We start from the raw sequence: 26,844 nt of genomic DNA on the forward strand, positions 1-26,844 counted from the left end.
GTAAACGACTTTGATACCCCTCGACAACCCGTTCGGCACGAGGTTGTCACCCATGTCTTAGGTACGACCTGTTACCTATGTCTCCGGTCTGGACAATCCGGAATTGGCGCGCTCGGAGAGATTCGAACTCCCGACCCTCGGAATCGAAATCCAAAAAATTTAGAATCTAAGGATGTCTTGGCCTGTCCAAAGCAGTCCACTTAACACCTTGAGATTACAGCGCTTTAATTGACGCCGCCTCCAGGCTTGTCTTAAACAGAACAGGAACGAACACACCGATCTTGGTGCAAAAGTTTCCCGGGGAAACCGCGCGCCGAACCCCGGAGCCCGAATCCGATGCCCCGTTTTACCGACCGATTTGTCGCCTCACTCAAGGCTCAAGGAGCTGAGCGTTTCGAGGTCAAGGATGACGCCTGTAAGGGACTGGCGATTCGGGTAACCGCCGCCCGGAAGACCTTCTGCTTCCGCTTCAAGCGCCAAGGGCGAATGCAGCGAATCACCCTCGGGGAATACCCCCTTATGACGCTGGCGCAGGCGGTGATCGCAGCTAACCGCCGTTACGCGGACCTTCATGAAGGCCGCAACCCTATCGCGGAAGCCCAGCGCGAGGCGGCAGAAGCCTCAGTGGGAGCCGACGAACTGACCTTCAATCGGCTGGCTGACCGCTACGTCAACGAATACGCGAAGCCCCGCAAGAAGTCGTGGAAGGATGATGAGTGGGTCCTGAAGCGGGCCAAGGCTGAGTTCGGCCCCCGAATCGTTTCGACGATCACCAGAAAGGAGCTGGTCGTCTTCCTTCGCGGGCTCGCCGCGACCTCCGTGCGCAACGCCAACAAAACACAGGCGTCCATCTGCACAATGTACAATTGGGCCAACCTCGAAGACGAGACCATCATCAACCCCCTCGCCCGCATCCCCAAGGTTGGCGGAAAGGAGCGCGAGGAAGACCGAGTTCTGAGCGACGATGAACTGAGAGCCGTTTGGCCTGCGTTCGTGACGCCGCCCGACGCCGTGTTCTCCGTCGCAGTGGGTATCGCCGTTCGCCTGATCTTCCTGACTGCACAACGGCCGTTGCAGGTATCGGGCATGCGCCTTGACGAGCTGATCGACCTTGACGGCCCCGCGCCGCGTTGGGACCTGCCCGCGTCCCGAATGAAGCGCCCTAAGCCCCACTCAGTCCCGCTGAGCGCTGAGGCCGTGCAGCTCATCAAGCAGGCGCTGGCTGAGAGACTGTATGAACATAGCCCGTACGTCTTCCCGTCTACTCGCGGCAAAGGGGACAAGCCGATTGATCGGCATGCACTTTCGCAAGCTGTCCGCCGGCTTCGGCTGAAACTGAAAATGGCCGAGTGGTCTCCCCACGATGCGCGCCGATCAGCCACGACTTGGGCGCGGGCCATGGGTATTCACCGTGATACTACGGAGGCGCTCACGCACCATGCGATTGTCGGCAGCGGCAAGACTTACGACCGCTACGACATGCAGGTCGAGAAGCGGCAGGCTGTGGATGCCATTGCGGAGTACGTTGCCCGTGCCTTGAGCCAGCGCAGCGCGGGTACAGCACAAGAGGCAGCTTAGAGGCGTTAAGCCGACCCAACCGGACTGTTGCTAACTCGCGCCTCTTCATACGTATCCGCTGTACTGCACGTCTCACTTGTGCAAAATCGGCGGCTCCATAACCCGGGAGTGGCCGATGAAGTTGTCAGATGGTGAGAAGCTAATCCTTCTCATGCTTGCCGACATTTACAAGGCGATGAAGATCAAGGGCGAATTCGACCCTGAGTTCATCTCCAATACAATCTTCAAGGATAAGCTCTGGGGGTTCAATTGGGAGCTTCACGGTATTCCGTTCGAGCCTTCTGATGATCCGCCAGAGGTGCGAGAAACGACAGATTTTCTCGACATGTGGCGATTCGTGGAGGAAGGCTATGAGGCTTTGACCCCGGCCGAAAAAGCACAGCTAGAGAAAGATGCGGAGCCTTTCGGAACCGACGTCAAATTCCCGGGCTTTGATGGAAATAACGAGCCGCATTACCACATCGCAAATTACATGCTGGAGGACATGCGGCATCGCTTCGTCTCCTTCAAGGGACGCGATCTGAATTCGCACAGTCATTCGGTCGACTCCTACAGGCGCATGTACCGCGTCTTCGAGCCGATCCGTCCGAACCTGCACAATCGGCGGCTGAATCTGGCTGAATTGACCGAGATACTAAAGGCCCAGATGCATCCAAGCCATCGCTAGGCGTTGACGCAATCCGCTCGCGGGGTACTCGTATTTAATGGGCGAAAGCGTCCGTTGCGATCACTGCGAAGAAGAGTTCGAGCCGGGGGAGCTGATTGTTCTTGCGCCTTCGGCCGGGCACGACGAGCTTATCTGCGGGCGGTGCGTAGAGATCATGCTGCGTCGAGAGACGGCGAAGCTACCGGACGACAACTGACGCCTGTGCGCAATATGCTGCGCGGCGCCTCACTTTTTAGATGTTCGCGCCGCATTTTCCTTTTTAATCGTTTCGATCTGCGGGGCTATGGCTTGCCGCTGCTTAAACCAATCGCTGGGATACTTCTCTGCGATTTTCTCAAGCATACCGAAGCCCATTTTCGCGCGCGCATCGAGATTGAGCGCGGCCACAGATTGACCCACCGAATCGATGTCTCCGCCCGAGTCCGTCGCATCCTTCTTACCCAGCTCGAACTTCATCGCGGATGTGCGGGCTAGTAGCTTCAGCGATTCAAGGTTGGTGATGAACAGCTTCTCCCGTTGGGCTGGGACGTATGCCGTGCGCTGCAATCGGTCAAAGATCGCGCGGTCGCTCGCGTTGAGCTTGTCCCGGTCGATCTTGCCTCCACCCATGCGCCCTTGCATTGCCTCAAGCTCCCTGCTCGCCTGCGCGAGCGGTAGACGTCCCAACCTTCCTAGGCTCTCAAGCTCAATCTCATGCAGCGCGTTTTCAAGATTGCAGCTCTTTGTTGCAGGCTCTGTGACGAGTTTATCTTGAATAGTCTTGTCTTCTGAAGCGACCATCATGACCGCCAGAAAGGCGTAAGGTAGATAGTTCTTGTCACCTTCTTTGGGTGTTGGCGCGCCGAGATAGTCTGCCTGAGCCACTTGGTAAAAGTCGCGGATTACGCGCGCGTCTCGCGCATAGTTGGATTCAAGAAGTTGCTGCACCTCAATCGCCTGATGGCGCTGTTGGACCTGTGCGAATTCTGCGAGGTCTTGTTGTGAGAGCTGCTGATTTAGAGGTTTGTTCGGGTCCTTCGCCCGATTGCCGATGGCTCTGAACCGTTCCAAGAGCCCAAGCTCCTGTTTTGAAAGCTCGCCTGCTCGGGTAATCGCGTTGAAGTAAATATCGCTTGCTACCTGCTCTATGTCGCAGGCCTTCCCAGGCGCGACGGTAGCCAATGCCAGCGCGATACCGGTCACATAACGTTTCATAAAATGCCCCTTCGTCCTATGACCCTAACGCACCCACCCCGCGTTGCAAAGATCGATTACGGTAGTTATCACGGGTGTGCATTTGCATCGTCCGAACAGCCACCCGGCATGCCGCCCTGTCTAGTGCAAGCGCGATACAGCCAAGGCACAACGTAGCTGCCTGCCCATACTCCCCGCCCCGCGCGATCAGCTTCGCGCTGCACCCTATCGTACTTGCCTTTTGAGTACTGGGGCCAATCGAACGCGAGCCCTTCACGCACGAGCCATTCCGCAAGATCAACGCCACTCACTGAGCACGCTGCGACTCTCCGCCCATACCTGTCAGTACTGACAGGCTCACAGTCAACGGGCCTTCCGGCTATGAACCTGTCCAGCTCATTCGCGGCCTTTGCTCCGCAACGATAAGGCAAGCTGTCCCCGCCCCGGCAGAGCTGCGAGCTTTCTGGCGCATCGATGCCCCATAGCCGAATGCGCGTGCCGTGAATTTCGAGGGTGTCGCCGTCAATGACGCTGGCCTGTCCGATTAGATCACTCGGCATTGCCGCGACGCTGAATGCCACAAGCAGCAACCCAGCGAAGGCAGGACGAACAAACTCAAACATCAGTCTCTTAGCCATCGTCTCTCTGTGCGGACGCACTATCCGTATAGTCACTGAACGCGTCCCGACCGAACATCTCGACATCTCGTTGCATCGCGCGAAATAAGCCCGACTGAAAATAGCGTTCAGGGTCGGCTCGAAACGTCGCGGCGATCTTTTGTTGTTGAGCAGGAGATATCGTTTCCATCACGCGTTTGACGTGCAAAGCTCTGTCGTTCAAATAGTCCCATAGCTGCTTCGGTAAAGTGACATTGTGGGGCTGAAACCAGCCTGCGCCATTAGGGATTTTCGTCCCCCTCCACTGCCCGGGATGCGATTGCACAAAGCCAAAGATCGCGAAGGGGCCGAGTTTAGAGTAGCTAAAACATGTCGAACTGTTTGCCGCTAGGTCCATATCAATTGCGCGCGTAAGATACCGATTGATGTTTGGCGTGGTCATTGAGAAAGACGCGCTTTCGATTTCACCGAACGTCAGTACGTGCAATTCGAATTCGCCTGTGTGCTTATAGCGTCCCAATAAAAAGCGCGACCAAGTCTCAAGCGCTCTCTCACCCAAAGCGGCTTGTTTTTCGGTCAGATGCTGGAATTTGCCATCTTCTCGCAAAGCAGAAAGAGACCGCCACGCAACGGAAGCGCAAAATTTCGCCATCCACTCGCCGTGACGGGCCTTAACTGATCGATCAAGATCATACGGGTGAAATATCTTCGTTGCGAAGGGCGTTTCGAACGAATTGAAAAGCTGCTCGCAGTCCCAACAGAGCCATACCCTCTTTTCCCCGTCCTGTGATCGCCGATTCGGCAAGCCGGACTTTCGGATATGTCCCGCTTGCTTCATCCATTTGAAGGCGAACGAGGGCAACACGTGACTCAGTTGTAAGTCCCGCGTCTCGCCGCAAAGCTTGCACTTTCCTTCCACCCACCAGCCCCTAAGCTGCTTTGGCAACCTTGACTTGTCTAGAACGAAATGCGAACATTGCCTAGCCCAACCGTTCGGTTTTCCCCATGCCTGAAGCTGCCGCTCCCAAGCTGCAATCAGACGCGCGTGCCCTGGAAGCGGCTGCCGATCAGGCCATAACCGCTTGCGGCGGTGACGCACGCGAAGCCGTGAAGGCCCTGTTGATAGCGAACGAGTTCTTAGAGCGCGAGATGGCAGAGCGCGTGTCGCGCGGGTACATTCGTGGCCTGAAGCACGGCAGGTTCAATACGTATTCAGGATGATGATGATTACGGACGATGAATTTGAGGCGGTCAAGACCGCAGCTGTGTACGCTGCGACGAACACTGGACTAGTTCCACAAGCGAGGACTTCTCTCTTCAGGTATGTCAGCATGCGTGGAAGCGCATGGGATATGCTGGAAAAGACACTGCTAACGAACACCTTGCCGCTCTCTCGCAGCGTAACGCTCAATGATCCTTTCGACAGCAACCCGGTTATCGTCAATGACACGATACCGTCAGACATATCCAAGTTTGCGAACGACCTGCTTAGCATTGGTGGCAAACCAATGAATTTTGACGTGCTTAAAGTCGTTCACCCAAACGGACAACAAATGTCACCGGCGCAATTGCAGGAAGCTACTAAAGCTCTCTTGCAATCGATGATGAGGACGCAGAGCCAACAATGCCACATCGCGTCGTTTTCGAGGCGCATCTCATCCGAATTGCAATGGAGTCACTATGCCGAAGGGTACAAAGGTCTCGCCTACCATTTCGTTACCCAACCCGAAGACGATAGCGGCTTTAGGTTCCTTCGGCCCGTTCGGTACTCCAGCCAACGCCCGATAATTTTATTAAGCGAGTTTATGGATCATTTAAAGAGAGTGGACACGGGTCGCTTTCCACAAGAATGGTTCTCGTTCGAACAGCGCTCTTTTCTAACTAAATCTCTGGCTTGGGCCTATGAAGAGGAAGAGCGGCTCGTAAAGCAAAACGTATCTGAAGTTCAGTTTCTAGAAAACGAGCTGGTTTCGATAATCCTCGGGCCACGCTTTCCTGACGCGGACATCGACAGACTGAGAGCGATCACTAAAAATCGCAAGCGTCCATTGAAGATCTTCCGAGCTCAATCGTCGCCGACTAGCTACGCCATCGAAGTCGAATGGGAACACGATCTTTATTCCGGCGCGTGAGTCGCGATGCAAGCACGCTAGGAGGGCCGTAACTTTGCTCGGGAAGCCTGCCAGGCTGCCAGCGGATCGCTCGATACGGTCTCCCCGGTAGGCAGGCCCGAAGCACGGTCCAGATACCAGTCAATCGCCTTGCGATCCCAACGCTGAGTGCCGGGGATCGCCCCCGGGACCAGGCCCTTCTTGACCCAAGTGTCGAAGGCGTCCTCGGAGCAGCCGCAATAGGCGGCTGCGTCGGCCTTTGTTAGGCCCCGAGGTGCGATCTGCCCCGGCGGGTGCATCAGCTTGGTCGGTTTGTGGGGGCGCCCCTAGAGGCCTCTACGAACGCCCTTCCCACATCCCCCAGCTCGGGACTGAACTCAATCTCCAACCGTCCACCCTGTCCTTCGCGAACATTGACCAAGTGACGGCGGCCCTTATCAAGAGCAGATGCAAGCTTCTCCCTCATCTGCTCCGCGTCCAAGCCCCTGCCCCACACATGCCGCGTGACTACCAGCTCCATCAAGCGCTCTAGATCGGCGCGCAATGGCCCGCTCCGCTCGCGATAACAGCCCGTTCGATTTGCCACGGGCATTCTTGAAGCCAAGAGAACCCATTCTCAAGACTGTACGACTTTTCGACTTCAGGCTCTCCCGGTCGCTCAGGCCCTTCGATCAATACGAAGGACCCGCACGGCTTGCGGACCATACGGTCAACAAGTTGCTGTTCGATGCCGATGCAAAAGTAGCGGCGGATAGCGATGGTGATATCTTGCATTGCCCCTGCCTTTGGGTGGAGAGCCTGTTTGGCGCAAGCTCTCCCGGTGATGACGATCCCTTCGGCAAGTGAGACGGTGACAGAATGCTTGTAAGGCCGCAATAGGATATGCGTCAGGCGAAATGGCTGACAGTCCTGACAGTCTTACAGCGATGCGAACGGCTCGCTGATCGGATAACGTGCTTTCAGCATTCGCAAGCGATGACGCCCTAGCGTTCGCTCCAAGAGCAGCTCTCCGCAGCACTTCATCAAGATACGAACAGAGCGAGCCGGAACGTCTCGCCTGCGTGACGCCGTCCAGGCCAGATAGGGCAACACGACCTCAGGAAGCTCGTCAGTTAGCCGGAGCACATTGATTGCGTCGTCCCCGCACCTCCTGAGCTTCGCGAGCGCATGGGCGAGAACGTCGGGAGTGTCAGTCTCGACGGTCGCAGTGCGCGGCGAGAACTGAAGTTTGACAACTCCCATCACTCTAAGCCTCTACCGAGTCGCACGACTTTAACCTCGATACGCGCGACACTGTCGTCTTTGATGTCGGTCACCTCATAGATGGCGCCCGTGCGGCAAAGCTTGATGCGGTATCCCTGTTTCAGCGGCCACGGCAGCGACTTGTGGTCGAAGCTGAACACGGGAACGCTAGTCGAGATGAGCGGGCTCATGGAATGGCCGCGCGCATGTACTTTGTTGTCACCCATCACGACCGTTTCAGGCTTAGCCGTGAAAACCGCCGTGACGCTGATTGACCGCTCGGGCTCGGGGATGGTCGGGAAGTTCACACCCCCCGACCGCGCCGGAGTTACAATCACGGCTTCGCCCATCGTGTCGTCGATTGCGGCGGACACGTCCTGCATACCCGCACGCCAAACGTTTGCCCCCGGAAACAATGTCATTCTTGCGCTCCTGTCGGCGGCCCCTGCACGGGCTTAACCGAATTGTCACCCGGCCCCTGCAAGCCTGTCCCGAGCTGACCGTTCAAGTGCATGTTTGCTACCGCCTCCATCCGCTTGACCAGCGACTCGAAGTAGGTGGACGGCTTGACCTCGATTTGAATATTGTTGTGCAGCTCGGCTTCGCCGGTCACGGTGCCAGTGACGGCAACGTCCTTGAAGCCAGACGACTGACCGACTGAACGAATTGAGTCCTGCCAACCGAACCGGCTGCCATCCCCATCGTCCGATGCGCCAAGCTGCCGAAGGTACTCGCTAGTCGCACCGCGCCGACGCTTCCACGGGTTGGCGGGCTGATAGCGATCAAACGGGCTGGATTCGTCACCAACCAAGTCCTCAAACTCGCTGCCACGCATCGCGCGAAGTCGAGCCAGGTTTCGCCGGTAGTTGGCAGCCCCGCCTCCTTTTGCGTCATCGGTCCCCGCCGCCTCTTTGCCTATCTCATCCCAAAGCGTAGGGCCGAACAACGCACCGAGGGACAGCCATCCGAGCCCCTTGGAAGCGCCGCCCAGGATAGACGCCGCTCGCGAGCCCGCCGCCCCCGCAGCGACGCCTCCGGCCGCGCTAGCGGCCGTTCCGAGCGCGCTGCCGCCTGCCATCCGGGTCAGGGCCGCAGACGCTACGTTGGCGCTCGCCGCCAAGCCCGTGAAGCTAGATATGACCGAGGCGATGGTAGCACCGGCAGCCGCTAAGCCGGACAGCGAGGCGAGCCCCGCTGAGACGCTGAGCGCCTGTTTCTGAGCGTCCGACAGACCAGCGGCAAACCCTGCTAGCTTTGCACCGGCATCGGCGAGCGGCGTCAGCCATCCTTCGTTCGCCTTCACGATCTGCTTTTCAGCGCTGTCGATTGATGCTGAGAGCCTGTCGACGGCCGCCGCCAAGCCCTGCATGCGCTCTTCGGCGATCTTCTGCGCAAACCCTTCCCCGTGGTTCAGCTTCTCAAGGTACTCGCCGTACTGGTCGCGAGCACCAAGAAGAAGGGCCGCCCGTCCGCCCTGCTTGTCGCCAAGGATGGCTTGAATATCCCGAGCGGTCGCCCTTTTGAGGATAGCTTCGAACAGTGCACCGCCGTTCAGAGAGCCCTTGGCAAGATCGTACTGGCGAAGCGTCGTATCGACCAAATGCTTTTGGTCCATCTTGGACAGCTTTTCGCCGCTTGCCTCGACTGCCTCGCGCACGGCGGCCGTGAAGTCCTCCCGGTTACCGAGCACGTTCCGACTCTCATCGCCAAACGCAGCGGCTAGACTGGCCTTACCTGCGTCAGAGAGACCTTTGCCGTATCTGCGGCGCAAGCTGGCGTCAATTGCGTCGGGGCTGACATTGCCCTGGGGGGCATAGTCGGAATAATTGATGCCCATATGGGCGAAGGCTTCGAACGCCTGTTTCGTCGGTGCGAGCAGGCGGGCGGAGAACTGGCGCATGAATACGCCCGACTCGTCACCACCCACATTCGCCCGCTTCAGCGTCATTGCCGCCGCAAAGGCCTGCTCTGCGCTGATGCCTGCGGCGGTCGACATGCCAATGCCAAATTTGCCGAACGCCTGAATGTCTTCCGGGGACATGGCACCGGCCTTAGCCGCGATGGCGGCAAGGTCTGATGATCTTGCAATCTCACGCGCTGCCTGTGCTGGATTGTGCAGGTGGATACCCTGCCCGAACGTGAGGCCCTCGACGATCTTAGCGGCTTCAGCCGTTTGGACGTTCAGCGCCTTGGCGAGCACGATGGCCTGATTGGTTGCGGCCTCAGTAATCGGCGCCGAGAAGTTTCGGGTCACGAAGGCTTGCTGGGCGTGCAGGGTATCTTGCGGCTTCAGCCCGTAGACTGTCGCGGCACTAATGCGTTGTCGCTCCAATAGCTCCATGTCAGCATTGCTGTAATGCTGAATGGCCCGCTGATAGCGAACGTCACGCTCATACGGGATGTAATTGCTGACGGCTGACCGGGCCATCTGGAACGCCTTCGCGCCCGCTACACCCGCCACGGTCGCACCAATGGCTATTTGGACCTTGTGAATTCGTTCAAGCACTGAGAGGTGCTGAACGGCCGCCGACGTCGCCTGCCGGAAGCTATTCGCGTATTTGCCGCCAGTGCTTTCGCTGAAAGCAGCTTTAGCGGTTTGCGATAATCGTTGCGTCAACTCGACAAGCTCCCGAAGTTTCGGGCTGGCCTTGTCGTCCGCTGTGATCGTCGCCGTAACTGAAGGATTAGACATTCGTCCTACCTTGCGCCCTTCTCGCGCACCTTCCTAAGGTCCGCGAACATATCGACGTATTGCATGAACCGTCCGAGACGCATGGACTCAACGTCAGAAACGCTGAGCCCATGGTCACCGATCATGACCGCGATCAGTCGGCGGACGGAGCGGTAAAATTTTTGTCCGACACTCCCAGTAAAATGATGTTTGTCGCGATGCCACGAAGCCGCTGAAAGTCGCTCGCGCTGAGGCTTTTCAAAACGAGGTCGTCGACGCCCTTCTCGGCGATCATGTCGACCAAGAAGCGCATGAATGCCTTGTTGTTGTCGTACACGAACGTCACGCCGTCCGGCTCGCCGTTCTCGCCCTTGCGGGGCTTCAGAGTGAACGGCTCGCCGTAATCGACGAACGCCCCAGCCGTGGGCTCTTGCAGCGTGAGCGTGAGCACTTCGCCATTATGGGTCTTGAGGGGGCGTGACAGGGTGAAAGTCTCGGTGATCATGAATGCAATCCTTTACGTGCTAGGAATCATCTTGGAGGTGTCGACGCCAAGCTGGGCGAGCGCGTGAGCGAGCGGCGTTCCGATTTTGTCGTGCGTGTCGAGCGCGAGCCTGATGAGCTTCGCCTCCTGGGTCATGCCCTTCCCGCTCGCGTGCAACGCGCTGTACTTGATCTCGGCAAGCCGTTTGAGCTTTGCGGGCTCGATGTCCTTCGCGTCGGTGCGGATCGCCTTGACCGCGTGCCCATTGGATTTGTTGAAGGCGTTCATGGATTGCCGAATCTCGGCGAGCCGCGCGGCGCGCGGATCGTCATTGGTCGTCATGGTGGTTTCTTCCGTGGTGTCAATGTGTTCTGTCGGGAGGCCGCGTAAGAAGGCGCGTGCCTGTTCAACTGTCAGGGTTTCGGGCGTGCGCGACGTTATCAGCTCAACCGTCGCTGAAGGGCGATCCATCGCTTCCGCTAGCGCCATAATGGCGCTGCGCCAGCCTCTCGGGCTGACTGGATCACGGGCAGCAATGTGCTCGCCGATAGCGAAGCCAGCCTCTCGCGCTGTCTCACGCCCTACAACAGTTCCGCGCGCCAGGATCACTGCGTCTTTGTCATACGGATGCGGCGAGGCCAGCCTTTCATCTTGCGGCCATGGCAGCACCGCAAAGCCTAGTGCTTCAGCTTCACAGCGCTCCGTCTGGAAGCCATCAGGCAAAACGACGAAGCCCTTTAAGAGTGGATTCGGGTGTACCCAAGCCACCTTGTTCGAAGTCATGGTCGTGTCCTCAGTATCGATAGCGATGAGGCCGATGCGAGAGAACGTATGGCCCGACGCGAACGGCACGCCCCACGTTGACCCCCGCCTCGCAGATGCTCTCTAAGCGGCGGATTTCATGCTGCAACGTCTTCACGTCTGACCTGTGCCAAGTCAGCCATTGATCGCCGTTGCGCACCTGCGCCCTCGCCTGCCCGGTAAGTAGTTGGTAGTAAGCCGCGCGCAACGCGGAGAGCAGCGCGCACGGGTTATCGACAACGGGAGCGGAGCCCCCGTCGGGGGTGAAACCTGTCATGATCGTTTAGTCCCTATTAGGTCGTTGACGGCGTATCGTCTTCGGGCTTCCAATCGTCCCGGTTCTTCGGGACGGGGTAGCGGAGTCCCGCTGCTTCCAGTTGCTCGCGCTCGCTCTTGCGCTGCGCTAGAACTTCCTCGAAGTCCAAACCACGCTCACCAAGCTTTGCTTCGATGGTCGACAGGCCGTTTTCGATTTCGAGGATATCGGCCTGCGCGGCTTTCAGCGGGTCGGCAATCGGCTTACCTTCGCCGCGCCAAACTGAATTGCTGTAAGCCTCCGGCGCCTGCCAGAACGCGGGCGCGCCGTCCGGAAGACGAATGCGTCCTGTCTCACAAGCCTCTTCAAGCCAAGCCGCGAAAACTGCCTGATAGAACGGCTCGACAATGGCAGAGCGCCTGCGCTTATTGATCCGCCAAGGCAGCTCTTGCGCGAGTCGCGAAGCGCTGAACGATGTCTGCGAGTAGTCGCCTGATACGTCCTCCGCTGATGAGCCTGCGGCCTTCGCGGCCTCCCGCGACAGGCTCTTGTCGAGCGCATCATGGACGGTGTTTGGACTCTGCGGCCGATGAAGGACGAGGCGGTCTCCCTTCATCATGTGCGTGACTACGCCCGGCTGAAGGTTGACCTTCACAGTTTCATAGTATGCCGCGCCCGCTTCAGCCCACGCTTCGGGCGATATCCCCGGAGGAGCGGGCATGTCCATAACGTCGGCCGTCGCAAGCGACCTCAGTGCGGAATCGCGGGGCAAGTCGGATTCCACCGTCGCGGCAACCATGGACTGCACAAGGGCGGCGGCTAGACCGAACTCACGCAAGGTCGACTTTGAATGAGCCGGTGTGAGGGCGGCAGCCAGCGGTGAGATGCCACGAATTTGACCCGGCTGGATTAAGTCGAACAGATGCCCGACGCGCGTCCGGCCCCACAATGTGCGAGCCCGAACGAATACCGGTTGCGGTGCTGAGTTGACGTTGCCGAGCACAAAGGGCCTGATCCAATAGCCCTCAACTCTGCCGTTCTTATCGAACTGAACGCCCTGTAAGATGCTGCCCCCGTTGTTGCCTTCGGCAACGCGGGTAATACTCTGGTCAAGCTGTCGGACATCAAGCATGTTCACTTTCGTCCGCGTAGCCGCACCGGCCGCCCGCTGCCAGTCAATAACGAACAGTGTCTCGCCAGTGAGTAGAAAGCTCTTGTATGCCGCGACCGCTAGCTGAGGCAGCGAGTGACGGCCGGAAGCATCGCACTCGGCACCGTTCTTGGCCCACGCTTGCCAGGCCGTTTCGATCTGGTGCGACAGCTCGCGCGCGGCTTCCTTGGAGATACCAAGGGCGCCGTAGTTGAGCTGCGACGATAGGGTCAGCCCATTTCCCACCGCGTAAGTGGCAAAACCCTCGACTAACGCGGCAATGACCGGATTGGACATTAACAGGTCGAGAGTGACTGAGGATATTAGGGAACGCTCGCGACTGATCTCCGAGCCCGGGGTCCCCCAATAGGGCTGCCAGCCGCCAAGGTGACCGGCTGTGAACGGTGCGCCGTTGTACCGCGCCCAAACGAGCGATGGCCTACCGTCCGTTCCGTCCATAATTCCGGCTCGACCCGGTGTTCCCGCTTGAATGGGAGCGAGCGTCGGTTTCAGCGCGCCTTTTGCCAAAGCGACAAGCCCCTTAGCTCCGGCACTCGACCGGGGCGACCGCCTGCCCCCCACAGAGCGCGAAGCCGCCGCGTGTCTTTTCATCTTGGACATACTGCTCAGCTCTTGTCCGGAAGTCCGTGCGCCCGCCGGTTCCTGTTGTTGTACGCCTTCATGCTGCCTTCGATCTCTTTCAGCCGGGCAGTTTTCGGGTCGTTCGTGATGTCGACCGTGACGGCGGTCAAGCCAATCGGTCCCTGACTGTCCATCGCAGCAATGTAAGGATTGGCCGCAGGCGCTTCGGCGAGAATGCTGCGCGCGGTCTCTGCGTCGAGAGCTGAGCCGAGCGCAAGCTTTTGCGCCATGCCTGGATTGCGCTTGCCTTCCGGGCTTTCCAAAATCGCTGCAATACGCAATCGCTCGCTGGCAATTGCAGCGTTCGCCTCGCCAGTGACTGCGGGCGGCTTCCTAGGTTCACGCATGGTAGTTACCTCATCGGTTGCGAGAGTGCAGCCAACCTTTTGGCCGACTCTACGAAAGATGGTTTGGGTTGGATGGATGTTGGCGGCTTGCTAATCGCCGCCTGCACGTATGGGTGCCTAGCAATGGCTGTTGCATAAACGAGGCAGTCGAGCGGCTCATTCCGCCGCACAGTTCGGTGAAACTCATAGCGCGGTGCGCCCTTGACCACGCGAGCGCGCAACTGTTCGGAAGCGAGGCCCGCGAAGTAGTCGTCGTCGAGATGGTCCGGCAACCGAATAAATCCGGGCGAAAGGTCGTCTATGTTGAGCGCCTTTTGTACCGCCAGCTTGACAGCGTCGACGCCAACGAGAAGCAACTTAAGTTGACCTTTTAGGCGTCCGCCTTGTGCCAGCGGCATCCTATCGAAACCCTCCTTGCCCTTTACGGCATGCGCGGCGCGTGATCGCTTGCGCTGCCCCACTACAAACTTCACGACCTGATCGGCATTGAAGCCTGAGTCGATGGCTTGGATTAAGACCGGAAGCATCCGCCCGTCAGTTGTCGAGAACGTCGAGCCCATCGCTTCGTCGAGCCGTTGCCATACAGCATCGCCGCTTGTATCCCCCATCAGTTTGAGATGGTTCAAGACGCTGAACGTCTGATCGGCGTGGTGGCCTAAAAACGTGCACTCAAGCCGATTACTCTGAACATCTACGCCTGCCGAGACAAAGACGATATTAGCCGCATAGGGTGCCGCGATCTTCTCGGCACGTTGTTGCAGCTCGGACGAAGACAGCTCGACCTCGGTGCCCGCGTCGTACACTTGCGCAAGGGTCGTATTGTAGAAGGCTTGCTTTTGCTCCGGTGTTGTAGCCGCCTCGTACTGTTGTGCGACCGACGCCATAGTACTGAAGAGCGAGGACAGCTCCGTTAGATGGTAAGAGCGGATGCCCTTCTCGCCGACTGCGGTCGCTTGCCATCCGCCGCCTTCGATCATTGACCGGCGCGCGCGTTCGTCGTGCACGACGCCGCACGCCTCGCAAACGAGGTGCGCCGTCTCAGGTTTTCCCGGCTCCCACTTCAGATTTTCGAAGGCGAGCGGTGCGGAATGCTCACAGTCAGAACATTTGACAAAGAACTTCCGACAATCGCCCCTGTTGTGCCACTCATTGATCCGCGAGCCGACGCGAGTCGTTGGCGTGCTAACGATGACAATCTTACGTCCCTTGCCTTCAAACGTCTTCGTTCGCTTGACTGCCAAGCCGATGGGATCACCCTCCACGCCTGCCGATGCAGCGAACCTGTCGATCTCGTCGAGGAACAGGAACTTGATTGCGCGGGCGGCTAGCTCGTCCGCTTTGAATGATGATGCGAAGCTGAGCTGGCCTCCGGGAAATGATTTTGCCGCAAGCGAGTTTGTGCCCCCGCTGCTTCCCTTCCGAGTATCTTGGCCCTTGCCGATTAGCTCTCTAAGGGCAGGCGAGGAAGAAACAAGCGGATCGAACCGCTCCCGCACAAACTCTTCTGAACGCGCTCCGGTTGGCGAGACATGAAGCATCGGTCCCGGATCGCCGGCAATGCAGTGCCCCATAATAGCGTTGATGGTGGTCGACTTGCCGGTCTGAGACGCCAGCATAAGGACGATTACTTCGACGTCGTCGTCTGCAACAGCGTCGATTGGCTCGCGCTGATAGGATGTCAGTCTTAGCGGTCCCGGCATTGCGTTGGCCGAGCCCGGCAGGATGATTTGCGTTTCCGCGAATGTAGTAGGCGCGACGATAGGCGGCGGAGCAAGCGCGCGCAGCCAGCCGCGCGCAAGCTGCTCATCAATCATGAAAGGGCTTCGGCCTCCAACTCTGCAAAGAATCTGTCGTCGTTCGCAAGCGCGCCGAGCACGTCACGAACTTCGCTTTCGACAATGCGGGCGATCTCACGCGTATCCGTCTTGCCCGCCACTCTTGGAGCGATGCGATGGCCTAGCGACAGAAGCGCGGTACGCGCCTCCGACAAGATGCGAGCGCCTGTAGTCGTCACGGCTTCCCGGGGTATGAGCGAGCCTTCGAGCTTAGCGTTCAGAAGCTCAATCTTTCGGGCTCTCAGTCGCTCAGCGTGCGCGCGAGCGTCCGCGAGGGTTTCTGTTGCCGTGTGCGCGCCCTCGCCTCTCCCGTTCGTGGCATGCCCAAGAACTCGGGCTGGATCGGCTATTGACTTCGCGAGTTGCGACGCCTCCGCGAACGTGATCGTTTTTGGATTAAATCCGGCTGCCGCAACGGCACGCCGTACCGTCGCCTGATCCAGCCCTGCGACGTCGGCAACAGTGCGAATTGTGCCTTTCAAATTTCCTCCCTCCCAGGGCGATGTGATTGCATTTTTCGTTGATCTAGTCCGCTTTCGGTGCCATGCGGATGCGAGGTAGCAAAAGGGAAGACTCCCTTCCTAGATCGCCTACCTGACCCACTCAAAATGGGAATAAGGAATGAATGCGCCGCATCGAACGATTTTGGGTTCCGCCGTTGCCTTAACTTTCGTGATGTTTGCTGCTCACGCCTCCGCTCAATCACCCCCAACGGCGACCGAGGCATTCAATCTGAGAATTCAGTGCAAGAAGCTTTCAGATGAGAAAGCGCAACAACTTTCAGAACTAAACAGCATGCTTAAATGGGAAATCGTGGGCGCCTGGAATACGGGGAAATATGATCCAGTGAGCAATCGTTGTTACGGCCGTATCTATGTGCACATTGTTAAGCCGAGCCATCGTCTTGACCATGAATCGGACCAAGTCTTTGATTTACAAACAGACGATCTCTTGGCGACGGCTTCGGTCGAAGAAGGGAAAAAGCATGGAAATATCTTCGATCCCGACTACAAGAAGCCGTGGGTTCCAACGTGTAGTGCAACGGGTTGCGGGCCGGATTTCGGCGAGAAAACTTGGCAGGCTACCGAGGACTACATGAATGAGTTTATGGCTGACCCGCGCAGATGACGCTGCGGTGTTCTGCTATCGAATTCTGATGCGTTTTGAGCAAAAATACTGCGGCGGCGCACCGCTCGGCCCAGTAGAGGGGTACCCGGAGGGGACCCAAGAGAGCCGGAATGGCGCATGGCGTGCCGCTTGGGCACTACCTTTGATCGCCCGCGTGCATGCGCGGCTGCGTCTTCCGAGCACAGCACGCGGGACGATGCGAAGAGGCTTGCATCGCGAGCGTCGTGCGCTCGGCTGCCGCCTTGGTATTGGTGCACGCCAACGCTCAGCACGGGCCATGTCCTGCAAACCCGTGAGAGGCGTTGGCGTGCGGGCCGCCCGCGCAGCGACGACATGGCGATGTCAACGGCAAGCCCGTCATGTCGCTCCCGCGCGCTGGGGCGGTATCGGTATTGTGTGGGTTAGTCGCCCGTATCGGCTGGTGGTGAATACGGCAGGCCCTCTGCCAGTAGCTGCTTCTGAATCTCCTGCGGCAGACGCTGAGCTAGTTGCGCGTTGGCTTCCTTCTGCCACGCGACCCGAGCTGCGGCATTGTCTTGGCCCATCGCGGTTGACGGCATTTCGGCATAGATGCCCTTGATGGGCAGCCGATCTTTGCCACGCCGGAAGGCCACGAACGTGCCTCCGTTGGCGTGGACAAGGAAAGCATTCTTGATTTGCAGCGACGCTGAGCCGCCGCCCGTCAGCCGGAAAGTGCTCGCCCGCAAGCCGCCAGCGCCCACATTCGCGCCCTTGGTATTCAGAATGCCGACTCGCAGCTTGTTCGCAGTGAAAGACGCGCTCAGGTCTGTTTGCGTGGTGCGCCGCAGCTTCGTGACGCCGGGCTTGATGCGCGCGACAGAAACGCCCGCGTCCTTCGCGATGATATCGAGCGCTACTTTGCGGGCGGCCGACGCGGATTTGTCGACAGCGCGTCGAATGGCGTTTCGGAACCCGCGTGCGCTCAGCACTTCGGCCCACGCTTCCATTTTGCTAGTATCTAAATTGACGTTTAGGAGCGACATTTAGCGTTATCCCCGATGTCCAAATTGTTAGTTGCGGGCGCTGCTCACCATTGCTAACAGCGGCGGTTCAAACAACTACGGAGCTTACAAGTTGAAATCAGCGAAGAAGGCGAAACCTCAACGCCGTGAATGGACTGCGGCCGATGTTCGAACACTAAAGAAGCACTCGAAAGGCCGCACGCCAATTGTGAAGGTTTCCAAAGAACTGAAGCGGACTATTCCCGCACTGCGGATGAAAGCGTCTCAGCTCGGGATTGGCTTAGGTCATCAGCGCTGATCGTCGGCGTGCAGCGCGCTCAATTTCTAGATCGCTCAGCACCAGATTTTCGCGTGCGTTCCACATGACCTCAAAGCCGGTGGTCGCGAGCTGCATCATGGTCAAAGCGACGGCGGGTGTGTTGGCAGCAAGCACGGCTTGCGCCCATGCTGCCGTGTCAATCATCGTCCGACTCGCTCGACCTTTCGCAGCCAAAGCTCTTAGTCCCGTCGCCAGCGCGCAGGTAGTTCACGTCTGAAACGACCCAGGAGCCCGGAACGCTTTCGGGTGCGCAGCTTGAACGGCCCCACCCGATGCAGCTGGCGAACAGGGCTACAAGCGTCTCTAGCGCATCGGCTTGACGCTCTGCGGCGCTCGCGACGCGTTGCTTCACGGCCAAGCTCAGTTCGGCTTGCTCGGCTTGTCGCTCGACAGCTCGCACTATTCGAATGCGCTCTTCGGCCGCGAGCATCTCGGTGTCGATTGTGACCGTGTCGCTCGGTTCGGAGTCGACGCCGCGCGGACGCAAGCCTTCTGCCAGTCCGGCAAAGGCCGGGTTGGGTCGGTTCATTGGACAGTCCTTCAGGAGATGGTTTGACGGATAGGGGCGGATCGCCGCGCGGCCCCGAAAGGACTAAAATCGGACCGCGCGGCTTCCGAAAGGTGCACGCGCCCGCCCGCGCTTGCCCCTCAAGGGTGCGCCCCTCACTCTGCGGGGCGTGAGGCGGACAGCGCCTAGCGCCAGTTCCGCCTATTGAATGATGACCTCAATCCTTACCGCTTCACTGCCCCTAACGTACCCTGGGGTTCGGGTTCGGCAGCCCTCACGGACTTTTCTCGCTCTGCCGTTCCGGCAAGCTGCGTGGAATCAGCGTGCTCGGGCCACGGTGCGGCGGCCTGCCCTGGGGAGCTATCAAACTGTAGCTCGGGTTCAGAGGCGGGCTCCCCATGCGATGGGAAGCATTGCGGGTGCTCTTTAACGCCGTTGCCCGCGCGGCTTGGAAGCGGTGAGGATTGCGGTCCCCATACTGTATAAACGCCGCAGCGAGGCGCTTTGTGACAGACGGGACCGAAAAAGTTTGACTACCGACTGCCCGACCGACTGACAGTCTGAAAGATTGTTCGCCGAGCGGAACACCCGGCTCGCAGTCCGTTCGCCGAAAAGCCCCAGGGGAGAACAGGGAGCCGCGCTTCCCATCGCATCAGCCTTGAGACTCTTAACGGCCCTTCGTGCCGTCTCCCTTCTAGGGAAGGGAGAGACGTGCACGGTCGATGGGAAATTCAGTGCACGGTTGATGCACGGTCCTTGCACGGTCTGGCTAAGTGTCTGATAGTCTTATAGAACAACCGTGCATCCGACCGTGCACGAACCGTGCAGCATGACCGTGCGCCGAACCGTGCATCAACCGTGCACGGTGCAGGGCTGCACGGTGGGCTGCACGGTTACTAAGCGAGAAGCTCAAAATGACTGACGAACAGACAGCGCCGCCTTCCGATCCGGACACGATGCCGTTTGCCGAGTTCCTCCAAACCGTTCCGCCCGGACAAACGCGACTTGTTACGGGCGTCGGAGCGCCGGGGTTCAGCAAGGCGTCAAAGGGCTTGGAGTTCTATGTCCAGCTCAAGGCGCCCCCGCTGCTGATCCATTGCGAGCAGTGCGGCGGCGAACGAACGTTTCGAGGGGAAGAAGAAGAAATACAGCTACGAGACGTGGCTAGCGTTTTTCTCGGCTACGAATGTTCGAATTGCCGGTGGTTCCGAAAAACCTTTTCTCTGCATCTTCGGATGCTTCCGGCGCCCGCTAAAGCGGCGGAGGTGTACAAATATGGCGAGATGCCTCCCTTCGGAGTCCCGGTCCCAAATCGCCTCTTGAAGATGCTCGGAAAGCAGCGAGCTAATTTCCTGAAGGGGCGACGCTGTGAGAACCAAGGACTTGGCATTGGTGCGTTCGCGTACTATCGCCGAGTCGTGGAGAGCCAGAAGAATGAAATTCTTGATGAAATGATTGCGGTCTCGCGAAAGCAGGGAGCATTGGCTGAAACGATTGCTGCCCTGGAGGAAGCGAAGAGCGAGATTCAATTCAGCAAGGCAGTATCGTCCGTGAAACTCGGCCTACCTGACTCAATCTTGATCAATACCCATAATCCACTCACTCTGCTCCACTCAGCTCTAAGTGCTGGCGTGCACGAACATACGGACGAACGATGCCTCGAACTCGCGCAAGCCGTTCGGCTCGTTCTTGTCGAACTCGCCGAACGTCTTAGCCAAGCGCTAAAGAATGAAGCGGAACTGAACTCCGCCGTTTCACGATTACTCAAAGCAAGGGAGGCGTCAGACTAAGCGGTACTCTGTCCGCCTGTTGTCTCCCGACTTAACGACCTCACCGCTATCAACCAGTTTGCTCAACAACCGCGTAACTACCGTAGGGTCTTTAATCTCGCCTAGCCCCCGACGTTTGCGGTCTACGTTGAGCGCACAAAGAACCGCCTTCTTTGACAGGCCGATCTCCCCGGCCCGCTCGCCCGTGTCGGCCGCAATGGCTTCAACATGCTCGGTGAAAACACGCAGCGTCGCCGCGAGCTTATCGGCCGGGGTGTCAGTCGACGGCGGCACCTGAGCTTCCTCGGTGTCGTCGACAGCCAGGTCTAGGACCGGTAAATCGTCGGCCAGGACCACGCTGATCTCGTCCCCATCCTCATCAACTCCGACCGTATGCGACTGAAGCCGGTATCTGAAGTTCACCTTGGCCGGATTGCCGATACGATATTTCGACCCGGCTTTGATCGTACCGAGCCCCCTGCTGTCCTTCGCAATCTCAATCACCGTGTCGACGTTTGCTTGAAGTGCACCGCTCCCCCGTACGCCCTCTCCCGATTTGGTGGGATGCGCGAGCGCAGTCACGTTAGCGCCAGTCGCAGCGACAATCCGCTGCATGGCAGCCGTGTAGATGCCGGCGTCTTTCGCATCGTTATCGTTACCGGGCATAATGCTTTGCGCCAGGGTGTCGATAACGATCATGGCAACGGGCAATCCGTAGTGAGCTGCGGCCATGTTGGCGACCTTAATTAGGTCTCGCTCGTCTTGCGTAGGCTTGCCAGAAGGATCATAAAGACGGCACGGCCCCCGGTAGACAACGAATGCGCCGTCAGACAGATCGCGCCCGGCCTTTTCCATCCTGTCGCACCAAGTAGCAACACGTCGTTCAACGTCCTGCGAATTTTCGAGCGCGACATAGATCACAACACCTTTCGCGACCTTTCGACCACGCCAATCAAAACCGTGCCCGACGTGCAAGCCGATGTCCGAAAAGACAGCCGTCTTTCCGGTGCCCCACAAGCCCGTAGCTACAGAGGTCGTTCCGCGCGCCACGAAGTATTTGACGCACCAATCGAGTGCATCAAGGACAATGCCTCTCAGGCTCTCAATATAGGTGAAGCGCGATCCAAGTCGGCTTACCTTGCTGTCAGACTGAACGTCTTCATGGCTATCGTCTTCGTCGACGACAGCGCCGAACGCCTCGCCGGTTGACGACTTGCTGAGGCCCTGATTCTTCAGCCACTCGCGCGCGGTCTGCCGGTTGTCGTACTCGCCTGATCGCGGTTTGCCGTCGACGAGAGCGCCAGCGCCGTCCCACCCCGAAAAGAAGGACGCGAGATGCTCCACCGGCATTTCAGGCCATTCGCGCATAACGTGACGGGCAGCTTTGAAGCGGTTGTCCGAACAGTCGGCGCTCGGATCGGCGTAGAGCGACTTGAACTCGCTATTCTCGGCTTGCAGCTTGTCAAAGTCGTACTCCCCGAGCGGCGTGCACAGTTCTTCCCAATCAGGGACGTTCGCCTGGTCAAGCTGTTTGACGACCTCGCGCTCTTTGGAGGGCGCGATATCGTCGCTAAGCTCGGAGGACGGAGAGCCGATCAACTCAACGATGTAATCAGGCAACGGCGGTATGCTGCCGTTTGTGTACGCGTCGACGAACGCCCGGAGCGCGGCCTGATCGCCATAGCGCTTGCCATCCTCACGGACGGACCCAGGCGCAATGAACTGGCCGCCGCGCCCGCGCACGTCGCAGCCGTACTGCTTCTTGAGCGCGCCAGCGCTGTTCGTGAAGGCGTTGTCGGGATCGCTGAAGATGTAGTGCTTGCCACCTGACTGCGTCGTGATGACTTGCACACCTTCAGGCACACCGCCGTGTCCCTCGAATAGCTTTGCGATCAGCTCGGGGCCATTGAACTTGATATCGGCGTCAATCACGACCAGGCGTGCAGGCCCGCATGCGATTGACGGGACCGCGTCCCAATTGGGGGCACGCCACATACGCTTGACGATGTCGGGATCGGTCGTCGCACCGACGAACACAGTGAGCGACTTGTTTCCCTCTTCGCGCGCTTGTTCGATGGCGGCTTCGCGATCCTCGGGGCTGATCTCGGTATCGCGGCGATTGTACAGCTTTACGAGCGGAACCTTGCCGCTCGAAGGGAATACGGGGATGCCGTTGCGCGCGAGAAATATCGCGTTGTGCTTGTTCTGCACGCGTCTAGCGTCATCCCGGTTGGCCGGGAAGGCAACGATTTTTGATGCGGACGAGTCGGTCACCTAAACCTCTTCCAACTCAGAAAATTCCAGTTCTGCGTCTTCGACACCAGCGGCATGCATCGTGACGCGTAGCGTCGACATGTTGTCGGCGCTGATAAATAGCTGATCGCCGTGAAGAACTGCGGGGACAATCACTGTCAGCTCTTCGCCGTCGCGCCCGGTGAACCTCGCCGTCGCAACACCTCTTTTCGGTGATGACATGATTAAACCCTTATCTGACTAGCGGACATCCGAGCGTGAGCCTTAGTGTAAGTCGACCGCGCTCCAACAGTTTGCGCGCGTGGGCCTCAGTCAACCCTAGCGATGCCGCGATCTCCGAGCTTGTCGCCCCTTTGCCCGCCTCAAATAGTGCGCTCTTCGTTCGATCAGGCATGCGGTCTATTGTTCTGACGATCTGGCTCATTTCCAACGTTGCGTGAGGGTCCTGCGTGTCAGGGAATGCGTCGTATTCGGCAACGTCGTCGCGATCTTGGACGCGCGGCAGGTCGGCCTGAAGCACCTCCCGCTTACGGGCGCGCCCGAGCTTGCGGGTGGAGTCGTGAAACAGGTTGCGCATTAGCGCGTAAAGCCAACCGACGACGGAGCCACCGCAAAATTGCTCGTGCCGTTCAATCGCGTGCACACATGTGGCCTGTAGAAGGTCCTGCGCGGTGTCGTCAGCGTTCGGCTGTCGGGCGCACAGCCCGCGAGCTGCGGTGCGGAGTATCGGTTGACAGCGGACTAGCTCGGAGTCGAAATGCTGTCGGGTCATGGGTGATGACATGGAATCTGTCCCGTGATTGCATATGGTCGGACCGCTCCGCGTGCCCGCAACGTAGCTGCGAGCGACGCGGTCGACGGGCTGCTAGGCTTGGGGCACGGTCAGGCGACCGAGAAGCGTCACGGCGACTTGGTGAAGGCTCGCCCCCTCAGACGGACGGTCAAGCAGGGCCGCAATGGTCGCGGGCGCTTGGCGCCGATCATTCCGGAAGGTCTCCAACCAATCACGCAGCGGGACAGCCCCGATCTTGGCGGGCATCGGCAGAAAGCCTGCATCCAGGCGAAGCAGCTCTTCGAGCTTGGCGATACGTGCGGCACTCATTGGGCGCACCCTTCACTGGCGAGGACGGCGGCAATCGTGCTGGAACGGTAGCGGCGCGAACCACCCAGCTTGAAGCCACTTCCGACGACGGCGCGCCCGGCCGGCGAATAGAGCCAGGCTCGGCTTACTCTGAGTGCGGTGCAGACCTCATCGATGGTCAGGGCGGCCTCACCCGCGAGGGCGGCGGGGCTACGCTTATCGACGTGGCGCTCGGAAAAGGACGGCCGGACGGCGGCCGGTGAAGACGACATGGCACAAGTCTCCTGCCCTCGCAGCGCAGCGCGTTGCGAGTTGTTCGGGTTGATGGGTCGTAAAAAAGGAGCGCCGCTGTACCCCCTACCCCCTCAGAGGCTGGTTGGTGGGCGCCTACAGATCGTTAAAGCTCAAGACGGGCTGTTCCGTCGATTTTTTCGCCAAGCCATTTGGAAATTATTTTTGGTGGACGAAGATGGCTGTAGACGGCGCCGGACGCCGCTGAGCAAGGCGTCACAAAGTTTCCCCACGGTTTCCCGGAGATAATTTCAGAAGTCAGCGGTAGCCATTAAGTGATTGATTTTATTGGCGCGCTCGGAGAGATTCGAACTCCCGACCCTCGGAATCGAAATCCGATGCTCTATCCAGCTGAGCTACGAGCGCCCTGGCCCAGGCAATGGGCCGCAACCGAGACGCCCCAGATCGCTGCTGGCGAGCCAGCAGGCCGGACGACGTTCGGATGGGTTCGAATTAGCAGAGAGGCCGGCCAATAAAAAGCCCTTCCCGCCGGATTCGAGAAGGGTCGGACCCGCTCTTACCAAGTGCTGTTGAAGAAGCCGAAATGCGGCTGCTGCGCCATCACCATCATCGGCCCACCTTGCTGCGGCATCGGACGCGTTCTGGCGACCTTGCGCTTGGGCTGCTGCGCCGGGGTCCGAGGGGGCTGGGCCTGAGGAAGCTGGGCCTGCGCCTGAACTTGCGGCTGAATTTGCGTCTTGGCTTCGGTCCTCTTGGCGGCAGCGGTATTGGCCTTCGCGGCCGGCGTGAATTGGGCGAACGTCTCGCGGACCCGTGCCTTGGCTGATATCTCGGCCAAAGCCGGAGACATGCTCTCCACGGGCGGCTGGGGAGCCGCGACGGCGGCGATCTTCACCGCAGGGGCGGCAAGCGTCGGCTGACTGGTGTCGAGAACGACGAGCTCCGGCAGGTGGCGATCGGACCGGATCCGGATCAAAGGCTGTTCGTTGCTTGCGGTTGCGACAGCCTGCGTCACAGGCGAAGTCGGCAGAACGGAGTTCGCCGCGAACAGCAGTGCGAGCAAGGCTCCACCGACAAAGAAGAAATACCGAAAAATGGGCATTTGGCCACGCTCCGCCCGTCGCATCCCCGCGTGGGCTCTCCGCCTTAACGGGCGATCATTTAATTGGTTCCTGGCCCAGCCGTTCGGTTCAAATGGCGACGCCAAGTTTTTTGCCCAAGCCCCCAGGACAGTAACTTTTCCGCTACCGGAAAATGCCGGCCTTAGGTCCGGCGTGCTGCCACAAGCGAACACTTCGCCTGATCGGCATTCACGTTGACGAAGCCGACAGGAATGCGCGCAAAAGTCTTGCGGCTCTTCATGCCGACCGTATCAGCCAGAACGCGGCTGCGGTCGGTGAGATGACTGCCATCGCGCCGCGCAAAAGCGCAGACGATCTCGACATCCTTTACGGCATAGTCATTGTCGTTGCGGAGCGTGAGCGTCACCAGCGCCTTCGAGCCAAGGCCGCCGCGGCGCCAGGTCTGAGATGAAATCCTGATCCGACCGAGTTCTGCCATTGTCGGAATCTGAGCTTCGGAAGGCGACGACGGGGCGGCCGCATCGCCCAAAGGCGCCGTCTCGACCGCTGCCACGTCAGACCTCACCGGTTCGGCACTGTTGCCTCTGGAAACAGGGAGCAGCATCCAGACGCCGCAACCGACGATGATGGCCGCCAACAGCCACAGCAGGCCTCGCCCAACTGAAACGCTCGCGATCGTCACCGCCCGCGCCAGTCGTTCGCCGGTCCCGGCGAAACGCCCTAACCCGATGCGGTCAAACCCAGCGTTCATGGTTGCCTCACCGTTCGCGGCGGAAGCACGTTAGACAACGGATTCCGCCACTGCTTACCTTAATCCGGAAGACGAACTAAGGTTCCCGCGCACTGGCGAGTCGGCAAGAGCGGTGGCGGTCACCGGCCGAGGCCGCTAACATGCGCTGCAACATCAAGACCCGTCGGGAGAACATGAAATGCCAGTCGTCACTTGGGATCACGTCCATCTGCGCAGCCCCGATCCGGAGGCCACGGCGGCCTGGCTGCGGGACATCCTTGGTGGCGAGATCGTGCAAGCGCCCGGACGGATCGACGTGAATCTTGGAGGCGCAAGGATCTTCATTGCGCCACTCGAGGGCGACAACGCGCTCAACCCGCCGCCGCCGCACCCGCATCAGGGGCTCGACCATTTCGGTCTCACGGTGAAGGACATCGACGCCGTCGCCGCCGAGATCAAGGCCAAGGGCGTCACCTTCACGCGCGAACCGACCACGATCCGCCCCGGCGTGCGCATCTGCTTCATCCGCGGCCCCGAAGGCATCTCCATCGAGCTGCTCGAGCGCGACAAGAAATATACCTGACACGGCGCGCGCCGCATCGGCGCACCGGGCGACGTGCGGCCCCGCGCGCCTAAGTCATGCTGCCGGGCATGAAGCAGCGGATGGCGACGCCCATGTAGCCGTAGATCGGCCAGACCATGGTGCGTCCCACCCGGTTCGGCTCCGAGATCACGGCCTCCTCTGGCACCTCGACCCAGACGAGCTCCTGCGGTCGGCCGTCGATCACGTAGCCATAGCGCGGGACGCGGACCCGATAGTGCCCGTCCTTGCTGTCCCAGTCGGTGTCCGAGAGTGCCGAGCCGTCTGCATCGGAGCAGCAAGGCCCCTTGCCGCTTCGCAGTCCGTCGAACCAGGCCTTCAATTCGGCATTGGTGTTGACGAACTGGCCGCGGTCGCGCGCGTGCCCGAAGGGGGCTGCGAGTGCGATCAGGGCCAGGGCGCAAGCGAGGCTCGCCACGGTTCGCCAGCGTACCGCGCCGCCAATCCGCTGTTGTCGTGTTTCGCAAATCGTGGGACGCACACTGTACAGACGCGGCTCCTCGCCGCCGGAATCGATCCAGTTGCTCACGTTTGTCTTGCTCCAGCACCCCGCGGCCAGTGCAA

At 59.3% G+C, this 26,844-nt stretch carries 30 protein-coding genes and 2 tRNA genes; 8 read left to right on the plus strand and 24 right to left on the minus strand.

Going from position 1 to position 26,844, the window contains the following annotated elements:
* Positions 1-104: 104 nt before the first annotated feature.
* A tRNA-Arg gene (locus ABIB90_RS13450) sits at positions 105-223 on the minus strand.
* 113 nt (positions 224-336) lie between these two features.
* Between ABIB90_RS13450 and ABIB90_RS13455 the strand changes: the two genes are divergently transcribed.
* Complete coding sequence (locus tag ABIB90_RS13455; RefSeq protein WP_354200849.1) at positions 337-1,578, plus strand: tyrosine-type recombinase/integrase; 1,242 nt, start codon at positions 337-339, stop codon at positions 1,576-1,578.
* Between the two features lie 115 nt (positions 1,579-1,693).
* On the plus strand, positions 1,694-2,245 hold the full coding sequence (locus ABIB90_RS13460; protein WP_354200850.1) for a YfbU family protein: 552 nt from the start codon (positions 1,694-1,696) through the stop codon (positions 2,243-2,245).
* A gap of 225 nt (positions 2,246-2,470) precedes the next feature.
* Here ABIB90_RS13460 and ABIB90_RS13465 read toward each other — a convergent pair whose 3' ends face one another.
* The 3 genes from ABIB90_RS13465 to ABIB90_RS13475 form a co-directional block, all read right to left on the minus strand.
* Entirely contained in the window at positions 2,471-3,439 is a 969-nt protein-coding gene (locus ABIB90_RS13465; RefSeq protein ID WP_354200851.1) for a hypothetical protein, read from the minus strand.
* 68 nt (positions 3,440-3,507) lie between these two features.
* Complete coding sequence (locus tag ABIB90_RS13470) at positions 3,508-4,041, minus strand: thermonuclease family protein (RefSeq protein ID WP_502918234.1); 534 nt, start codon at positions 4,039-4,041, stop codon at positions 3,508-3,510.
* A 7-nt stretch (positions 4,042-4,048) separates the two neighbouring features.
* The gene (locus tag ABIB90_RS13475; RefSeq protein WP_354200852.1) at positions 4,049-4,687 is read right to left on the minus strand and encodes a hypothetical protein; all 639 of its coding nucleotides are present in this window, start codon (positions 4,685-4,687) and stop codon (positions 4,049-4,051) included.
* Between the two features lie 353 nt (positions 4,688-5,040).
* Between ABIB90_RS13475 and ABIB90_RS13480 the strand changes: the two genes are divergently transcribed.
* The 3 genes from ABIB90_RS13480 (at position 5,041) to ABIB90_RS13490 (ending at position 6,992) form a co-directional block, all read left to right on the plus strand.
* Complete coding sequence (locus tag ABIB90_RS13480; protein WP_354200853.1) at positions 5,041-5,256, plus strand: hypothetical protein; 216 nt, start codon at positions 5,041-5,043, stop codon at positions 5,254-5,256.
* Positions 5,253-6,167, plus strand: a complete 915-nt coding sequence (locus ABIB90_RS13485) for a DUF2971 domain-containing protein (protein WP_354200854.1) — start codon at positions 5,253-5,255, stop codon at positions 6,165-6,167. The genes ABIB90_RS13480 and ABIB90_RS13485 overlap by 4 nt, the downstream gene beginning before the upstream one ends.
* A 522-nt stretch (positions 6,168-6,689) precedes the next feature.
* Positions 6,690-6,992, plus strand: coding sequence for a hypothetical protein (locus ABIB90_RS13490; protein ID WP_354200855.1), 303 nt, complete (start codon positions 6,690-6,692; stop codon positions 6,990-6,992).
* 395 nt (positions 6,993-7,387) lie between these two features.
* On the opposite strand, the gene ABIB90_RS13495 is transcribed toward ABIB90_RS13490, so the two are convergent.
* The 8 genes from ABIB90_RS13495 to ABIB90_RS13535 all read right to left on the minus strand — a co-directional run bounded on the left by ABIB90_RS13495 (position 7,388) and on the right by ABIB90_RS13535 (position 16,056).
* Positions 7,388-7,810 carry a hypothetical protein gene (locus tag ABIB90_RS13495; protein WP_354200856.1) on the minus strand — a complete coding sequence of 141 codons (423 nt, stop codon included), beginning with the start codon at positions 7,808-7,810 and terminating at the stop codon, positions 7,388-7,390.
* Entirely contained in the window at positions 7,807-10,080 is a 2,274-nt protein-coding gene (locus ABIB90_RS13500) for a phage tail tape measure protein (RefSeq protein WP_354200857.1), read from the minus strand. The genes ABIB90_RS13495 and ABIB90_RS13500 overlap by 4 nt, the downstream gene beginning before the upstream one ends.
* 133 nt (positions 10,081-10,213) lie before the next feature.
* The gene (locus ABIB90_RS13505; protein WP_354200858.1) at positions 10,214-10,564 is read right to left on the minus strand and encodes a hypothetical protein; all 351 of its coding nucleotides are present in this window, start codon (positions 10,562-10,564) and stop codon (positions 10,214-10,216) included.
* A 12-nt stretch (positions 10,565-10,576) separates the two neighbouring features.
* The gene (locus tag ABIB90_RS13510; RefSeq protein WP_354200859.1) at positions 10,577-11,326 is read right to left on the minus strand and encodes a hypothetical protein; all 750 of its coding nucleotides are present in this window, start codon (positions 11,324-11,326) and stop codon (positions 10,577-10,579) included.
* Between the two features lie 311 nt (positions 11,327-11,637).
* A complete protein-coding gene (locus ABIB90_RS13520; RefSeq protein WP_354200861.1) occupies positions 11,638-13,371 on the minus strand; it encodes a phage portal protein in 1,734 nt (577 codons plus the stop codon).
* A 5-nt stretch (positions 13,372-13,376) separates the two neighbouring features.
* Positions 13,377-13,739: a hypothetical protein gene (locus ABIB90_RS13525; RefSeq protein WP_354200862.1), complete on the minus strand. Its 363-nt coding sequence runs from the start codon at positions 13,737-13,739 to the stop codon at positions 13,377-13,379.
* Between the two features lie 5 nt (positions 13,740-13,744).
* Entirely contained in the window at positions 13,745-15,553 is a 1,809-nt protein-coding gene (locus ABIB90_RS13530) for a phage terminase large subunit family protein (protein ID WP_354200863.1), read from the minus strand.
* Positions 15,550-16,056, minus strand: a complete 507-nt coding sequence (locus ABIB90_RS13535) for a hypothetical protein (protein ID WP_354200864.1) — start codon at positions 16,054-16,056, stop codon at positions 15,550-15,552. Before ABIB90_RS13535 ends, ABIB90_RS13530 begins: the two co-directional genes overlap by 4 nt.
* 139 nt (positions 16,057-16,195) lie before the next feature.
* Here ABIB90_RS13535 and ABIB90_RS13540 point away from each other — a divergent pair, with 139 nt between their 5' ends.
* A complete protein-coding gene (locus ABIB90_RS13540) occupies positions 16,196-16,702 on the plus strand; it encodes a hypothetical protein (RefSeq protein WP_354200865.1) in 507 nt (168 codons plus the stop codon).
* 401 nt (positions 16,703-17,103) lie between these two features.
* Here the strand turns inward: ABIB90_RS13540 and ABIB90_RS13545 are convergent, their stop codons facing one another.
* The 3 genes from ABIB90_RS13545 to ABIB90_RS13555 form a co-directional block, all read right to left on the minus strand.
* A complete protein-coding gene (locus ABIB90_RS13545; protein ID WP_354200866.1) occupies positions 17,104-17,706 on the minus strand; it encodes a phage tail protein in 603 nt (200 codons plus the stop codon).
* 259 nt (positions 17,707-17,965) lie between these two features.
* A complete protein-coding gene (locus ABIB90_RS13550; protein WP_354200867.1) occupies positions 17,966-18,148 on the minus strand; it encodes a hypothetical protein in 183 nt (60 codons plus the stop codon).
* Positions 18,141-18,533, minus strand: coding sequence for a hypothetical protein (locus ABIB90_RS13555; RefSeq protein ID WP_354200868.1), 393 nt, complete (start codon positions 18,531-18,533; stop codon positions 18,141-18,143). Before ABIB90_RS13555 ends, ABIB90_RS13550 begins: the two co-directional genes overlap by 8 nt.
* Positions 18,534-19,426: 893 nt before the next feature.
* On the opposite strand from ABIB90_RS13555, the gene ABIB90_RS13560 reads away from it, so the two are divergent.
* Entirely contained in the window at positions 19,427-20,302 is an 876-nt protein-coding gene (locus tag ABIB90_RS13560; RefSeq protein WP_354200869.1) for a hypothetical protein, read from the plus strand.
* Here the strand turns inward: ABIB90_RS13560 and ABIB90_RS13565 are convergent.
* The 8 genes from ABIB90_RS13565 to ABIB90_RS13600 all read right to left on the minus strand — a co-directional run bounded on the left by ABIB90_RS13565 (position 20,294) and on the right by ABIB90_RS13600 (position 25,700).
* Positions 20,294-22,555 (minus strand): AAA family ATPase, encoded by a 2,262-nt coding sequence (locus tag ABIB90_RS13565; protein WP_354200870.1) that lies wholly within the window; start codon positions 22,553-22,555, stop codon positions 20,294-20,296. The two genes, ABIB90_RS13560 and ABIB90_RS13565, sit on opposite strands and share 9 nt — an antisense overlap.
* Positions 22,556-22,756: a hypothetical protein gene (locus ABIB90_RS13570; RefSeq protein ID WP_354200871.1), complete on the minus strand. Its 201-nt coding sequence runs from the start codon at positions 22,754-22,756 to the stop codon at positions 22,556-22,558.
* Between the two features lie 10 nt (positions 22,757-22,766).
* Positions 22,767-23,318 (minus strand): RNA polymerase sigma factor, encoded by a 552-nt coding sequence (locus ABIB90_RS13575; protein WP_354200872.1) that lies wholly within the window; start codon positions 23,316-23,318, stop codon positions 22,767-22,769.
* An 81-nt stretch (positions 23,319-23,399) separates the two neighbouring features.
* Positions 23,400-23,636, minus strand: a complete 237-nt coding sequence (locus ABIB90_RS13580) for a hypothetical protein (protein WP_354200873.1) — start codon at positions 23,634-23,636, stop codon at positions 23,400-23,402.
* Positions 23,633-23,887 carry a helix-turn-helix domain-containing protein gene (locus tag ABIB90_RS13585; protein WP_354200874.1) on the minus strand — a complete coding sequence of 85 codons (255 nt, stop codon included), beginning with the start codon at positions 23,885-23,887 and terminating at the stop codon, positions 23,633-23,635. The genes ABIB90_RS13580 and ABIB90_RS13585 overlap by 4 nt, the downstream gene beginning before the upstream one ends.
* Before the next feature lie 308 nt (positions 23,888-24,195).
* A tRNA-Arg gene (locus ABIB90_RS13590) sits at positions 24,196-24,272 on the minus strand.
* A gap of 151 nt (positions 24,273-24,423) precedes the next feature.
* A complete protein-coding gene (locus tag ABIB90_RS13595; protein WP_354200875.1) occupies positions 24,424-24,969 on the minus strand; it encodes a hypothetical protein in 546 nt (181 codons plus the stop codon).
* Positions 24,970-25,130: 161 nt separating this feature from the next.
* Positions 25,131-25,700 (minus strand): hypothetical protein, encoded by a 570-nt coding sequence (locus ABIB90_RS13600; RefSeq protein WP_354129514.1) that lies wholly within the window; start codon positions 25,698-25,700, stop codon positions 25,131-25,133.
* 178 nt (positions 25,701-25,878) lie between these two features.
* Here ABIB90_RS13600 and ABIB90_RS13605 point away from each other — a divergent pair, with 178 nt between their 5' ends.
* The gene (locus ABIB90_RS13605; RefSeq protein WP_354200877.1) at positions 25,879-26,262 is read left to right on the plus strand and encodes a VOC family protein; all 384 of its coding nucleotides are present in this window, start codon (positions 25,879-25,881) and stop codon (positions 26,260-26,262) included.
* 49 nt (positions 26,263-26,311) lie between these two features.
* Here ABIB90_RS13605 and ABIB90_RS13610 read toward each other — a convergent pair whose 3' ends face one another.
* Entirely contained in the window at positions 26,312-26,809 is a 498-nt protein-coding gene (locus tag ABIB90_RS13610) for a hypothetical protein (RefSeq protein ID WP_354200878.1), read from the minus strand.
* Positions 26,810-26,844: the final 35 nt, after the last annotated feature.

The sequence above is a fragment of the Bradyrhizobium sp. JR4.1 genome, from assembly GCF_040548605.1.
Taxonomy (GTDB): Bacteria; Pseudomonadota; Alphaproteobacteria; order Rhizobiales; family Xanthobacteraceae; genus Bradyrhizobium; species Bradyrhizobium canariense.